The 14960-nt window shown below is 44.2% G+C and carries 13 protein-coding genes; 11 read left to right on the top strand and 2 right to left on the bottom strand.

Annotated features, from left to right (window positions below):
- The first annotated feature begins 879 nt into the window (after positions 1 to 879).
- A complete protein-coding gene (locus tag REC12_RS18495) occupies positions 880 to 1671 on the top strand; it encodes a dienelactone hydrolase family protein (RefSeq protein ID WP_308897028.1) in 792 nt (263 codons plus the stop codon).
- Positions 1661 to 2947, top strand: a complete 1287-nt coding sequence (locus REC12_RS18490; RefSeq protein ID WP_308897027.1) for an anaerobic sulfatase maturase — start codon at positions 1661 to 1663, stop codon at positions 2945 to 2947. The genes REC12_RS18495 and REC12_RS18490 overlap by 11 nt, the downstream gene beginning before the upstream one ends.
- 625 nt (positions 2948 to 3572) lie before the next feature.
- Here REC12_RS18490 and REC12_RS18485 read toward each other — a convergent pair.
- Both REC12_RS18485 and REC12_RS18480 read right to left on the bottom strand, forming a co-directional pair.
- The gene (locus REC12_RS18485) at positions 3573 to 3842 is read right to left on the bottom strand and encodes a hypothetical protein (protein ID WP_308897026.1); all 270 of its coding nucleotides are present in this window, start codon (positions 3840 to 3842) and stop codon (positions 3573 to 3575) included.
- 273 nt (positions 3843 to 4115) lie between these two features.
- On the bottom strand, positions 4116 to 4565 hold the full coding sequence (locus REC12_RS18480) for a divergent PAP2 family protein (RefSeq protein WP_308897024.1): 450 nt from the start codon (positions 4563 to 4565) through the stop codon (positions 4116 to 4118).
- A gap of 373 nt (positions 4566 to 4938) precedes the next feature.
- On the opposite strand from REC12_RS18480, the gene REC12_RS18475 reads away from it, so the two are divergent.
- The 9 genes from REC12_RS18475 (at position 4939) to REC12_RS18435 (ending at position 14954) form a co-directional block, all read left to right on the top strand.
- A complete protein-coding gene (locus tag REC12_RS18475; RefSeq protein ID WP_308897022.1) occupies positions 4939 to 5610 on the top strand; it encodes a response regulator transcription factor in 672 nt (223 codons plus the stop codon).
- Positions 5589 to 6863, top strand: coding sequence for a sensor histidine kinase (locus REC12_RS18470; protein ID WP_308897021.1), 1275 nt, complete (start codon positions 5589 to 5591; stop codon positions 6861 to 6863). The genes REC12_RS18475 and REC12_RS18470 overlap by 22 nt, the downstream gene beginning before the upstream one ends.
- Before the next feature lie 100 nt (positions 6864 to 6963).
- Positions 6964 to 8226 (top strand): Nramp family divalent metal transporter, encoded by a 1263-nt coding sequence (locus REC12_RS18465; RefSeq protein ID WP_308897019.1) that lies wholly within the window; start codon positions 6964 to 6966, stop codon positions 8224 to 8226.
- Between the two features lie 173 nt (positions 8227 to 8399).
- Positions 8400 to 8972 carry a universal stress protein gene (locus REC12_RS18460; protein WP_308897017.1) on the top strand — a complete coding sequence of 191 codons (573 nt, stop codon included), beginning with the start codon at positions 8400 to 8402 and terminating at the stop codon, positions 8970 to 8972.
- Positions 8973 to 9170: 198 nt separating this feature from the next.
- Complete coding sequence (locus tag REC12_RS18455) at positions 9171 to 10502, top strand: sensor histidine kinase (protein ID WP_308897015.1); 1332 nt, start codon at positions 9171 to 9173, stop codon at positions 10500 to 10502.
- Positions 10499 to 11125 carry a response regulator gene (locus REC12_RS18450; protein ID WP_308897013.1) on the top strand — a complete coding sequence of 209 codons (627 nt, stop codon included), beginning with the start codon at positions 10499 to 10501 and terminating at the stop codon, positions 11123 to 11125. The genes REC12_RS18455 and REC12_RS18450 overlap by 4 nt, the downstream gene beginning before the upstream one ends.
- A gap of 199 nt (positions 11126 to 11324) precedes the next feature.
- Complete coding sequence (locus REC12_RS18445; protein ID WP_308897011.1) at positions 11325 to 12902, top strand: ABC transporter substrate-binding protein; 1578 nt, start codon at positions 11325 to 11327, stop codon at positions 12900 to 12902.
- A 97-nt stretch (positions 12903 to 12999) separates the two neighbouring features.
- Positions 13000 to 14016, top strand: a complete 1017-nt coding sequence (locus tag REC12_RS18440; RefSeq protein WP_308897009.1) for an ABC transporter permease — start codon at positions 13000 to 13002, stop codon at positions 14014 to 14016.
- Between the two features lie 5 nt (positions 14017 to 14021).
- Entirely contained in the window at positions 14022 to 14954 is a 933-nt protein-coding gene (locus REC12_RS18435) for an ABC transporter permease (protein ID WP_308897007.1), read from the top strand.
- The last annotated feature ends 6 nt before the right edge of the window (positions 14955 to 14960 follow it).

Here is a 14960-nt window from a genome sequence, read left to right as displayed (position 1 = left end):
ATGTTCATAAATAGCGGGGCAGAGCTTTTGCTTAAAACAGCATTTGACTCCTACATGCGGGGCAATGCTACAGCAAACGTTTGAGGCGGAATTATAGAAGCTAAAAGGAGCCCAAAATAAAGGCCCAGGTGATAAATATCCCCAAGGCCGTTCGGTCAATACAAGGATTTATAGTTAGCATTCAATGAATAGTAAGGCAGAGTTTAAACGAAATTTGATCATTTAATGGTTAATGCGTGGGATATTTGCGCGGTGTGACTGGCTTTTGCATTTCGGACAGACGAAGGTGGGATTTTTAGCAGCAGAAAGAATGTCCATTTTTAAAGTTCTAGCTGTGCAGTTAATCCATTTGCTTAAGTGGTTCGTGCTCTGACAATTGGGACAGTGCAATAATACTGTCATTTCATCACCTCGGGGTAGCTTATGAAGGGCAGTGGACTAGTGTGACAACTAGGGCAAATGACTTGATCTTAAGAAGAGAACAATAGAGATTTGCAGTAAGATATCGTGACATTGTAATTAGGTAAAAAGTCGTTTGATTTCGGACAAAATGGCTCCGGTTTTTTTAACATTACCATTGTTAAATAATAACCAGTTAAGATGTGAACTAAAGAAAAGGTGTCCAATCTAATTGGGAGCCGGAGCCAAGGTTCGCTTTTTTTATTGCAATAAAAAAACCTCCGCGTCCGGAGGTGGGCATAAGTCTAAAGACTGCTTTATATATTTCTACGTTGGATTCCGTAATTTTGTGGGGGAGTGACCTGTTTGCCGAAGGCAGGGGGACGTAATTACTGGGGTATTTAGTAGCTAAATTAGTTTATTAAGTATATAATCAGATTGGAAAAATCTGAATAAAAACGCAGAAGGGGAGAGTTATTTATGTGGAATCAATTAAAAACTGATGAGTATGAAGGAATGCTGGCTGAGACTATAGTAATGCCGGGACATAACGGTGACCGTATTCATGCCTACCTTTCACGGCCGCTTGGGAAAGGACCGTTCCCTGGGATAATATTGATTCCCCATGTGCCCGGGTGGGACGAGTTCTGTCGCGAGGCCGCTCGCCGGTTCTCTCAGCATGGGTATCTTGCTCTCTGCCCCGACATCTATTGCCGGTTCGGACACGGGGCACCTGATGAAATAGCGGCAAAGGCCCGCGCGACAGGCGGCGTTGCTGATGAAAGCGTGATGGGGGATTGTGAGGGGGCTCTAGAATACCTTAATACTTTACCTTATTCCAACGGCAAAGTTGGCGTTATCGGTATGTGCTCCGGTGGACGCCACGCCTATCTCGCGGCGTGTAAAGTCAGTGGTCTTGATGCGGCCGTTGACTGTTGGGGTGGCCGCGTGGTCGCAGCCAAGGAAGATCTGACTCCTGCCCAGCCTGTTGCTCCGATAGACTACACCTCTGAGTTGGACTGCCCTCTCTTGGGTATTTTTGGAAATGATGATCAATACCCAACGCCGGAGCAGGTTGACTTACATGAAGAGGAGCTTAAGAAATACGGGAAGGATTACACCTTCCACCGTTATGACGGTGCAGGGCACGGATTTTGGTATTATCATACTCCAATGTACCGGCCGCAGCAGGCAATGGATTCCTGGCAGAAAGTTTTTGATTTCTTTGGGGAACATCTGGGCTTGAAGAAAGGGCTTGAGAATGCAAGGTGAAACCTTCGGGTTAGGCACGACGGCTTCAGGTCCGTTTGTCGTCATGGCTAAGCCGGTCGGCCCTCTCTGTAATCTGAAGTGCGATTACTGCTATTATTTGGAGACCGAGCATTTTTACAATAGCCCTCATCAGTTCCGCATGTCGGACAGCATGCTGGAAGCATATATCCGTCAGTATATAGCGGCAAGCCCCGGACCTGTCATACAGTTTACATGGCATGGCGGGGAGCCGACTTTGGCCGGACTTGACTTCTACCGGCTGGCAGTGAATCTGCAAAAGCAATATCTTCCGGAGGGATGGAGCTGCTGGAACAATCTCCAGACCAATGGTATTCTTCTTGACGATGAGTGGTGCTCTTTTTTAGCAGAAAACCGGTTTGATGTGGGCCTGAGTATAGATGGTACACAATGGCTGCATGACAAAAACAGAAAGGATCATAGGGGCGGTGGCACTTACGAGTGCGCGGTCGCGGCTGTCCGACGTCTGCAGGCTCATGGCATTCAGCCTGATCTGCTGTGTACGGTAACATCTGCGACAGCTAAAGAGCCCCTTGCCGTTTACCGGGCGCTTAGGGATCTTGGTACAGGATGGATTCAGTTTATACCGATCGTACGGCACACAACAGACGGACAAATGACAGAGGAATCTGTCACAGCTGAAGGATATGGGCATTTCCTGTGTACAGTTTTCGACGAATGGCTCCATCATGATCTTGGGCGGCTGGATGTCCAACTTTTTGCTGAACTGATATTGGTATGGTCGGGAGGGGCTGCCAGCTTATGCTGGATGGCCCCATCTTGTGGACGGGTACTTGTTGTTGAACATGATGGTAGAGTGTACTCGTGCGACCACTTTGTTACTCCTGACTACCGTATCGGCAATATAGAGACTGCCTCCCTGAGTACGCTGGTTGACTTACCGCTACAGCGCCGTTTCGGCAACGACAAGCAAACTCTCCTCCCGCTGCAATGCCGCACTTGTCCGTGGCTTGCGGTATGTAATGGAGGATGTCCTAAAGACAGGGTTGCTTCAGCGGAGAATGGCGAGCAAGGCCTTAATTATTTATGTAGTGGTTTCCGGCAGTTCTTTGCTCACGCTGAAAACTCCCTGAAACAAGTTGTGCAGCTTAGAAAACGCGGATTAACTCCTGACGCTATTATGGCCGAACTGCGCGACGAATCCTTGCTCCGCTGGCGAGGAGTGGGGCGAAATGACTTATGTCCCTGCGGCAGTGGCCGCAAAGCAAAACATTGCTGTTGGTCTAAACGACCGTAAACAAATCAACTGTAAACAAATCACATTAAACGGGTAATCGAAGCAAACCAACTGTCTTCGCTCATAAAATGAAGCAAAAGGATTTGAATTCTCGTAATGGGATTAGTTAGTACAGGAAAGAATTAACTTGAGTTTTGCTGACTTCAGAAGAGGTTTAAAAGTCTTTTGCTTTCCGAGGCTTTTCCTTTTTCACATGAATTAACGGGCCATACTTTTCCCAATCTTCCGCTGTCATTAATCGAGTCATGCAAGCACTGGACAAAGAGGTATTTTCCTTTTCGGACATCATTTGAGCAGTTTGTAGAGTCCCGGGTTTATTTGCTTTCCCATACATTTGCGCATCAATCCCCTTTCAACTTTTGCATACAGTTTACAAGAGGAAAGAAAATAAGAGCATATGTCGTTAGTCACATGTAAATTAGGACTTAAGCACGAAATATGATGTCAGACAAAGACAATAACGGCTGCCCATATTGCAGTGAAGAGGTACTTCATGTTATTAAGCGATACCCTAAAATAGCATTCTGTATTAACGTGCTGCTTAAGGTAGCTTCCTTAGAGCAGAAAGGGCCTCTGATCCTTAATCGATTCAGAGGCCCTTTAGCTTAGCAAGAATAGCGTTTGACTAGTCGGCAATTACATAACGTCTCCATGGAATTCTGTGAGGATCTATTTCTGCGAGATAGTTCACTATTTCCTTTGGACCGTAGTAAGCAGATTTTCCTTGCCAGTCTTTACCCAGCAGAATGATCGGCATATCCGGAAAAATATGACGATAGGCATTCAAGGCCTCTTCGTTTTTGTTAATATGCTGAACAACGTCATGATTAACCACAACGATAGCATATTTAATGCCTTGATCGTTAACGATAGCCCCCTCGATTTGATAACTCATAATATCACTCCTTTGCAATACAAGAATAAGTTTGTTTAAGCAGCTTACTAAGTTCGACATAAAAGAAGAAACACCTGTTATTTAATTTTAAAACAGTTGTGAATCGGGTTAACCTATGGCAAACTAAAGGCAAACTAAATCAGAGCCTAGTATAACCCTATCTGATTATTTCCATTAATCGAAATAGCGGTAATAACCGTTGCCCTACAGTTAAGCTTCCTTTGCGGTTATTGCGGCGTGGGCTTTTGATAATAAGCACACAACATAGCTTTCTTATTTCACCACGCCTAATGCCGTTATCATACCTATAATAATTCCCCCAAGAACTTCAATAGGACTATGGCCAAGTACCTCTTTTAAATTACTTGGCAGGATTAAGAGTTCGATATTTAATTTCATATTGAGCTCTTGAAGTGATGAAGTTAATTTATTTAGTATAGCTGCCTGCTGGCCGGCTTGTCTGCGAACACCTGCCGCGTCATAAATTACAATTAAAGTGATAGCGGCGGATATAGAGAAGTATGGATTGTTCCAGCCGTAAATAAGCAAGGTTGAGGTAGTCAGACCTACCATTAGTGCGGTGTGAGAACTGGGCATACCGCCTGCTTGAAAAGCAACCCGCCAATTCCAAACGCGTTGAGTTAAATAAAATAAAGGGATTTTGGCCATTTGGGCAATTGTTGCCGAAAGCAGGGCAGATATTATCAAAAGAAGGCCGTTCAATAGCTTCACTCCTTAAGAATATGGTCACTTGGGAAGAGGCACTAGCACCATAATAAAACATGAACCTTTAATTTTCTTTAGAATTGCTAATGATAAAACTGATCTTGTTAAGCAGTTCTTATAGCGATGGATTGCTAAACCCGGCAGCAAATATTTATCCGCTGACTAACCCGCTCTAAGACTTCCGCTTCGGCAAGCGGTGAGTTAAGAGCGGCTAAGTCCCTGGATAAGGGCGACTAAGATTCAGATGGAGTTAAAACTCCACCTGAATCAAGCCTTCTTTATATCTTTGATTGTTCAGGAAGTCTTTAATTTAAATTAGTCAAAGCCGATTCAAAGAAAATGATTGTAATATATGGATGAGGTGGTATTGATGCGCTTGTTGTTGATCGAAGATGAAGAGCGATTAGCTGAGGCTCTGGCCTTCATCCTGAAGAAACAAAATTATGGGATTGACGTGGCTTACGATGGAAATACCGGGCAAGGCCTGGCGGAATCGGGAGCCTATGATCTTATTATTTTAGACCGTATGCTGCCGGGTAAAGAGGGAATAACTCTTTTAAAAGAACTGCGGGGACAAAGGATAACTACTCCGGTACTTATGTTGACGGCTAAGGACAGTATCCATGACCGGGTTCAAGGCCTGGATGCGGGGGCGGATGATTATCTGATCAAACCATTCGCCACTGAAGAACTGTTGGCACGGGTCAGAGCATTGGCAAGGCGTCCCAGCCAATTGGTTGAAGTGGAGAATCTGCGGGTGGGCAGGCTTTGCCTTGATCCGCAATTGTGTGAGGCTAATATTGATGGTGAAGTTATCAAACTCACCCTGAAGGAATCGCAATTATTGGAGTTATTAATACGAAATGCCGGCAAGGTAATTACAAAAGAACAAATATTGGACCGGGTTTGGGGCTTGGATGCAGATGTTGAATTTGGCAATGTGGAGATATATATTCATTACTTGCGCAAAAAGCTGGGATTTCAGGGCATAAAAATTGAGACCATAAGGGGAATAGGTTATTGCTTAAGAGAGATAGACTAAAAATGGAGCACAATATTTTTAGTCAATTGAGAAAGAAACTTACTAAGATTAATTTGGCGGTGATGGGTGTGCTTTGCCTTATTATGGTGAGCGGGACCTATTTCGTAATGAGGACGGTCATCTTTAACCAATCGCAGCAATTGCTGCAGATTATTTCATCCCAGGCAGGGTCGCCCGTTCTAAATCAAAACATTCGCCACGATCATCATGTAGTGCGATATTTTTACGTAAAGCTTGATAAAACCGGAAATATTCTGGAGCGTTCTCCCGAGGTACCGATTCCTGAAGGACAACTGTCAGCACTGCTTTATTCGGTCGAAATACGCCATACTTCCAGGGGAAAAATTGAATTTGATGATGATTCCTATAGCTTTCTAAAAACAGTTGCTCCTGACAATGCGAGTGATTTAATTGCCTTCGTCAGTATTGACCACGATCAGGATACTCTTTTTCTTTTGCTGATTACCTTGAGTGCGGTTGGTCTATTCTATTTGCTGCTGGCCTATTTCGGCGGGCGATTTCTGGCTGTACGCGCTTTAAAACCTATTATGGAATCATGGCAAAAACAAAAAGAATTTGTTGCGGATGCCTCTCATGAACTAAGAACTCCGTTAGCGGTTATTCAGACGAACTTGGAGTTAGTCAAAGGAAATTCGGATGAGACGGTAGCAAACCAAATGAAATGGCTTGACTATATCAGTTTAGAAACCCAACGATTAACCAGACTTGTCAATGACCTCCTCTTTCTGGCCAGAGCAGATTCCGCAGAAATTCTGCTTGACGCTAAAGAATTATCCTTAGCCGAAGTAGTTGAAGATACGGCCGGACCTTTTCGTCCTCTGGCTGAACAAAATGGTATTGCTATAAACCTCACTGATTTAGAAAACGTTCGTATTTTCGGCGATGAGAACAAGTTGAGACAACTGGTCCTCATTTTGCTGGACAATGCGCTGAAGCATACACCTGCCGGAGGCATGATAAATATTAAAGTGCTGCAGCATGGCAATGGTGGGCAGATTGTGATTAGGGATACGGGTGAAGGGATTGCCCCGGAGCATTTGGCACACATTTTTGAACGCTTTTACCGTGAGGATAAGGCAAGGTCGAAACAGACGGGCGGCAGCGGACTTGGCTTGGCCATAGCCCAGTGGATTGTTCAAAGCCATGGCGGAACAATTTCGGTCAGCAGTCAGCTAGGGCAAGAAACGGTGGTTACCGTAACCTTACCGGGGATAATGAAAACAAGGTTGTAATAATGGACGGTCATAATCGTTTAAAAGGTTAAAGTGGATAAATGGAAACAGAGAAGGTAAAATCATAACAGACACAAGAAATATTGATAGGGGACGGTTTATGAAATTACGAGCTATTCTGAATACCCGCGGGCATAATCCCAGCTTTGGCCTGCGTGAATTATTAGGCTATATCGGGCCGGGCTTATTGGTTACCGTCGGTTTTATTGATCCCGGGAATTGGGCTTCGAATATTGCCGCGGGTTCGGAATATGGATACAAGCTCCTTTGGATGGTGACATTGTCTACGCTCATGCTGATTTTATTACAGCATAATGTGGCACATTTGGGAATTGTTACGGGGGACTGCCTGTCGGAAGCTGCGAAGAAACATTTAAAACCATGGTTGTCAAGAATAATCCTATCTACTGGAATAATGGCAGCTGTCTCAACGGCTTTGGCAGAGATTTTAGGCGGAGCGATAGCCTTGAATTTATTATTCCGTATCCCTGTTAAGTTAGGTGCGGTACTGGTTCTAATACTCATCATAGGCTTATTGTTTAGCAATACCTATAAAAAGTTGGAAAAGTGGATTATCGGTTTTGTCTCAATCATCGGCATTTCTTTTCTGTATGAGCTGAGTATGGTGCATGTAGGCTGGGAAGAAGCAGTTCGCGGTTGGACCTTGATTCAATTCCCTGCGGGATCAATGCCGATCATCATGTCTGTTTTGGGGGCTGTTGTAATGCCCCACAATTTATTCTTGCATTCGGAAGTCATTCAAAGCAGACAATGGAATCTGGAAGAAGACGCGGTAATTAAGAAGCAACTGAAGTTTGAATTCATGGATACGCTTTTCTCCATGATTGTCGGATGGGCAATTAACAGTGCCATGATTATTCTGGCAGCTACAACTTTTTACATGAGCCAGGTCAGAGTGGAAGAACTGGGGCAGGCACAGCAGATGTTAGTACCGATAGTAGGGGGCTCGGCAGCGGTTATATTTGGCGTTGCCTTGCTATTCTCGGGAATTTCTTCAACAATGACAGCCGGAATGGCAGGAGGCTCCATATTCGCAGGGATCTTTGGCGAACCCTATGATATCCGGGACAGGCATACAAAAATTGGTGTTGTTGGGGTTCTATCCTTAGGGGCGTTTGCTATTTTTCTGATAAGTGATCCGTTCAAGGGGCTTATTTACAGCCAGATGTTCCTTAGTATTCAGCTGCCAATTACAGTATTTCTTCAGATTTATTTAACATCATCTTCAAAAGTTATGGGAAAGTACAAAAATTCCTTAGGCCATAATATTATACTTTGGCTTATCGCAGTTATATTGGCGCTTTTAAATATCATGCTGTTTGTAAGTTACCTGGCGGTTTAAATTGAGTATTTTAAATAAGAAGGGTTTTCCTAGGCCGTTTGTACGAATTTGCTTAAGCGGAGCCTTATAAAATAGGCTGCTTTAGATTTACCTTTAGTGGCCGGTTAAAGTATCTGTTTATTGTTTATAAAATTATGGTATAATTGCTTAAAAAATTTTTTGGAGGTTTTTCTATGTCTGCCAAGTTTAAAGTGCTCCTCTACTCCGATGGATCTCACCAGGCCTTTTCAGCGGCCGTTTACACAGCGACGCTGTTACAAAATATGCCCGGCATGTATTTAACCGTCTTACATATACACGATCGCGATGAAGCTCTTGAGGGGGAATACAGTTGGATTCATACTTGGCCGACCGAGCCTACCACGGAATGGGTTAAGCACGTTCTCAATGAATCCAATAGCGAATTACAAAAAGAGTATAATGCAATATTGTTTAAAACCAATGATCTATTCAGCAATAGAAAATACAAAGTTTATCATCAAGAGCTATTTTCCAATACAAGACTTTCTGAGATATCCGATACTGCTGACCTCATACTTGATTACGCAGCACGGAATTCTTTTGATTTAATTGTTATGGGTACACGCGGACATTCTAATTTACAAGGCTTGATTTTCGGCAGCTTAGCGCACACTGTTCTGACCAGGTCTTCTATACCTGTGATGCTAATCAAGAAGCTTCCTCAGGAGTTTATCGATCGTTATCTGTCCGGAACCAAACAAACTTTCTTACGAAGAATCAAATAAATCAACAGCACGACAATCAGGGCGCTTAAACGGCGTCCTTTTCCTTATACATAAACTGTCAAAAGTAAATTAAAAAGCGACGAAAAGATGTCCCTCTAAGAACAAAGTCACGAAAATTATATCCCCAGTTGCAGCGAAAAAATTATCCCTCTTTCGATTTCGTGTTATACTTAACATAAGTAGGAGGGTGGTCAGGCAGTGAGGAGAGTCATTAAATCCCCCAAAGTTTGGATCGGAATTGGCTTATTTTTGCTGGGAGTTTTGATACCTTATTGGTTGAAGCCTCAACTTATAGGCTTAGATCAATTGCTCCAAACGATGCATCAAAAAACGGACGGAAGTGCGTTAATGGTGAACGCATTTCTCGTTGTGTCGATTAATACCATGATTTCCATCCCCCAGTTCCTCAGCGTGGTGATGCTGGGAGACGGGATGGCGGAAGCCATTAATCGTCCCATATTTAAAACCCTTATTCCTCTGATAGTTGTCCCCCTCGCTTATGTAATCGTCAATGGGGTCACTCCCTTGAACTACAGTTTTAGTGCCACGGATATTTTCCTTTGGCTGTCAATTGCCTTAATGCAAAATTTTAGCAGACAAGAAATAAATATAGGGATGAAGCTGATCGTTTTCTCGCAATTAATTTTTGGAGTCGCCTGGCTGAATCAAGTTCCTTTTCTTAGCCCATATGGTTTTGGGCAAGGCTCTTTATCCATAAAAATAAAAGAGGCTGCCGCCCAAATCGGATTTGATCATGTGCTGGCACTCTACGCCAATGTGTTGTTTTTTATTTTCGTTGCCAGTGCTGTCACTTTATGGATTTACTTAATTTTATATATGGAGAAATGGGCTATTTCTCAAGACTTGCTTCGTGCTCAGCTTGAAGCCAATGAATCCCGGGCGGGACGTGAAGTTCTCCATCTTGTTCATGACCTGAAAACTCCGCTTGCTACGATTGAAGGATTGGTTTCGCTGATCGAGTCGCGGTGGCCAGACCCGAAAATGCAAGAATATTGTCAAACTATTTATGGTTCTATTAATTCGATGAGTACAATGGTTTCGGAAATTCTATACGAAGATCGAAAAAACTGGTGTGAGCTCAAAGAGCTTGTTGATTATATCCGGGCCAGCCGTTTAAGCGGCACGAATCTATCAGTGGATATTGAAATGGACGAAGAACCGCAATCAACTCTTTATATTAACAAAATTAGGTTAACCCGAGCAATCATCAATTTAATTGATAACGCCTTGGATGCTATCCAGGGTCGGGAGAACGGCAGGGTAGTTCTGCGTGCCAAAACATCGGAAAACGCCGTGAAGCTGGAAGTGGAAGACAATGGATACGGTATTTCGGAAAGTGATGTCAAGAGAATCTGGAAGACCGGATACAGCACCAAAAATCATCCGGGATTTGGCTTAGCTTTTGTACGGCAGGTTGCTGAAGGACACGAAGGATTTGTCAATATAAGAAGCGAAGTAGGTCAGGGAACGAAGGTTTGGATAACGTTGCCCTTGGGAGAAGGCCAATGAGAATAATAATTATGGACGACGATCACTCTTTGCGCTATACGTTAAGTGAAATATTTACATTCGCCGGATGGGACCCCATAGTCTATCCCAATGGGAAAAAGGGACTTGAAGGGTTTCTCAGACATGGAGCGGATATCATTTTAGTGGATTACCATATGCCTGAAATTGATGGCTTAGAGACTGTCCGCCGAATCCGGGAACGAGATCAGCAAATACCCATTCTTGTACTTACCGTAGACGAAAGGCAGGAAATTGCCGATCGCTTTTTGGATGCCGGGGCCACTGATTTTGCGCTTAAACCGGTCAAAGCGCCGGACTTAATTGCCCGTGTTCAACTGCACATGCGTTTGTTATATATGACAAGGGCTGTTCAGGCAACAACACAAATGCAATACGATGTGTTTGTTACCAAGGGAATCAGCAAATCAACCTTATCCTATATAGAACGGTATCTCACAGACTGTCAGCAGCCTTCTACGGTAGAGGAGATTTCCAAAGAATTATCCCTGGCCGTTCCCACCGTATACCGCTATCTTACGTATCTTGTGCATAACGGTAAGGTGAAGTCGATCCCTAGCTATCAAAAAATAGGAAGACCTAAAAACCGATATTGTTGGCTTTAATTTCAATGTTGCCCTCTCGGGAAAATTCCTGAGAGGGCTTTTTTAAGATTGTATACAATAATCAAACACTTTTTATCTTTTTTATTTCTTTAGTTGGCCAATCCCTTTTGCTATAATTAATTAAAATAATTTGGGGGTGTTATATAAAACGGAAAATATATAATATTTTCTAATTTAAGGAAAAAGTAGGAGGAAGAAAATGAGAAAAGTTAAACAAATTGTGGCTCTTGCTCTGACTGCAGCCTTAGTCATTACGGCTTCTGCAGGTTGTGGCAGCAGTGCAACGAGCAGCACAGGGAGCAGCGGCAGCAGCGCCTCAAATCCTAACGATACCCTGGTTTACGCTCAGGGCGCAGAGCCCAGAGGACTGGACCCGGCACTCGTTGACGATGGTGAGTCTGCTAAAGTAATGAGCAATATCTATGAAGGACTTTTAAAGTATGACAAAGATTCCACAAAAGTTGAGCCAAGCCTCGCTAAAAGTTGGGATGTCACTACTGATGGCCTGACTTATACGTTCCACCTTCAAGAAGGCGTTAAATTCCAGGATGGTACTGATTTTGACGCCGATGCCGTAAAGTTTAACATTGATCGTCAATTGCCGCCCAAAGTAACGGCGGACATGGGCTACGCTTCTTTTGTTTTTGGTTCTGTAAAAGACGTCCAGGTCGTTGACAAGAATACCGTTAAAATTAATTTAAAAGCTCCAAGCACCCCATTCCTCAACAATTTAGCTATGGTTATGGCTGCACCGATGGTCAGCCCCAAGGCTTTGCAAGCTAACAACAATAACGTAGACCAAGCACCCGTTGGCACCGGCCCTTACAAATTTGTCAAATGGGATAAGGACCAAGACATCGTTTTAGTCCGCAATGACCAATACTGGGGAACTAAAGCTCTCACCAAAAATGTTATCTTCAAGTTCATTAAAGATAACTCGGCACGTGTTGTTGCTTTAAATAACGGTGAGGCGGACATTATTGACGGTATTGACGCTACTGTTGTAAAACAGATCACGGATGCCGGCAACAAGATTTTCCAAGCTCCGGGTATGAATGTCAATTACATGGCTTACAACACTTCAAGAAAGCCTTTTAATGATGCCAAGCTTCGTACAGCTATTTCCCAAGCCATTAATGTTCCGGAAATGGTCAAGAGCCTCTACCAAGGATATTCCGAACCGGCTACCTCAATCCTGCCGACCTTTATGGCCGGGTATGACAAGAGTGTTTCCCAGGTGGCTTATGATCCCACCGCCGCGGCCGCAGCTCTGAAAGCGGCAGGCTTGACCTCCGTACACATGATTACCTATACCAATCCCAGACCGTACAATCCGGCAACCGGTCAAGCTCTGGCAGAAGCCATTCAAGGCTATCTTTCCAAAGTCGGGGTTACAGTCAAGCTTGATTCTTTCGACTGGACCACCTATAAAGATAAAGTTAAAGCAGGAGATTATGACATCGCGTTCTATGGCTGGACCGGTGACAATGGAGACCCGGATAACTTCATGAATCTTTTGGCTGATAAAGATCCGACCATGAATATTGCTTTGTACAATAACCCACAGTTCAACGACTTAATTGCTAAAGGTTTAGTTACTCCGGCAGGCGACGCCCGCAACGCCATTTATACCCAGCTGGAGAAAATTGCCGCGGCTGACGCCGTATGGCTCCCGATTTCCCACGCTCAAACCCTTTGCGCTTACAGACCTAATGTTCAAGATTTCTATTACCATATGACGGGTATAACTCCGTTTGTTGGAGTAGCAAAGAAATAGCTCCGGTGAATTCCTTATAGTTAGACTGCCGAGAACCGGTTTCAATGCCGGTTCCCGGTTTGTTTGTTTTATGTTTGTTGCTGAAAGGTTGTTGCGAATGCTCAAATTTATCATAAAACGAATTTTGATGTTGATCCCGGTGCTGTTCGGGGTATCTGTCATCGTCTTTCTGATCATGCGCGTATTTTCACCGGACCCTGCTCCGATCGTTTTGGGCCAACACGCAACGCAGCAGGCTGTTGAGGCGTGGCGACAAGTTAATGGACTGAATGATCCGATTTACCTGCAATATTATCATTACATCCGGGGCGCTCTCACAGGGGATCTCGGCACGTCTTACTATACCAAAACCCCTGTGGTTAAAGAGATTTTCTCCCGTTTTCCCGCTACGATCGAGTTGGCCATCGTTGCTATTATCCTGGCTTCTTTTTTCGGCATCCTGATTGGTGTTATCTCGGCCGTTAAAAAGAACTCTATTTTTGATAATGCCGGTATGTTTCTGGCTCTGATCGGCGTTTCCATGCCTATCTTCTGGCTGGGCATTTTGCTGATTATCTTGTTTTCCGGCATGCTGCACTGGCTTCCGTCCAATGGCAGGATCAATCCATTGTTAGAGCCTGTGCACGTTACCGGACTCTATTTAATTGACAGTTTGATATCGGGAAATATGAGCTCCTTTATAGACGCATGTCGTCATCTTATTCTTCCGGCCTCCGCTTTGGCCATGTATTCTATGGCGATTATAACCAGAATGACGCGTTCCAGTATGCTGGATACCTTGCAGCAGGATTTCATCCGCACCGCGAGGGCGAAAGGAATTGCGGAAGGCAAAGTCGTCCGCAAGCACGCCCTGCGTAATGGTTTGATTCCCATTATCACAGTGATTGGTTTGCAGCTTGGCAGCCTTCTCGGCGGGGCCGTGCTGACGGAAACGGTATTTTCCTGGCCGGGAATCGGCGCCTATACGGTAACCTGTATTCTGAACTCGGATTTTCCCGTTGTCCAAGGTATAGTTTTGCTCATTGCCACCATTTTCGTCCTCATGAATCTAATCGTCGACGTGGTATATGCTTTCATTGATCCGCGTATTAAATATTCCAAAAAAGAGGTGTAGCTTGTATGGAAACAAACCATGATTTAAAGTCTGAGGAAAATCTGTTACAGGCTGCCGAATACGTGGAAAAACCGGAATCGCAGCTTAAAGCAATGTGGGAAACGCTCAGGCAAAATAAAGCGGCCGTTGTCGGCCTGATTATTATCGCTATTTTGGCGATTATTGCTGTGACCGTATGGGTGAGCGAACTAATGGGCAAGCAAATTCTTCCTTATGATCCCAACTATTCCGATATGAGCAAAGGTTTTGTCTGGCCTAACTCCCAGCATTGGTTCGGGACGGATCAATTAGGCCGGGATATGTTTAGCAGAATTCTGGACGGGGCTAAAATCTCCCTCTTTGTAGGCATAACCGCCGTTGCCATTTCCCTGTCCGTGGGTGTTATCTTAGGCGCTATTGCCGGCTACCGGGGCGGAAAGACAGACACTATTATCATGAGATTTATGGATATAATGCTGGCAATCCCCTCAATTTTATTGGCTATTGCCTTTATGGCAGCTTTGGGCAAAGGGCTGGATAAAGCAATTATCGCTATTGGGCTGGTATCTATACCGGAATATGCCCGTATTGTACGCGGCAACATTCTTTCGGTTAAGGAAAATGACTATGTTCATGCGGCTAAAATTATCGGCAATAAAACAAGCCGGATTATTTATAAACATATTTTGCCAAATGTTATTTCTGTGATTGTCGTTAGGGCCACTTTAGGTATTTCGACGGCAGTTCTCGATACGGCGGCGCTGGGCTTTTTAGGGTTGGGCGTTCAACCGCCATTTGCCGAGTGGGGGGATATGCTTGGCCGGGCAAGAGGATTTATTTTTTCCGCGCCCTACACGCTGATCTTTCCGGGTGTTGCTATCACGATCACTGTACTGGCCTTTAACTTGCTGGGCGACGGTCTTCGCGATGCGCTTGATCCCAAATCCAGAATAAAATAAAGGAGG

This window comes from Candidatus Desulfosporosinus nitrosoreducens (assembly GCF_030954495.1).
GTDB classification, from domain to species: Bacteria; Bacillota; Desulfitobacteriia; order Desulfitobacteriales; family Desulfitobacteriaceae; genus Desulfosporosinus; species Desulfosporosinus nitrosoreducens.
This window is presented reverse-complemented; position numbering and strand designations above follow the sequence as displayed.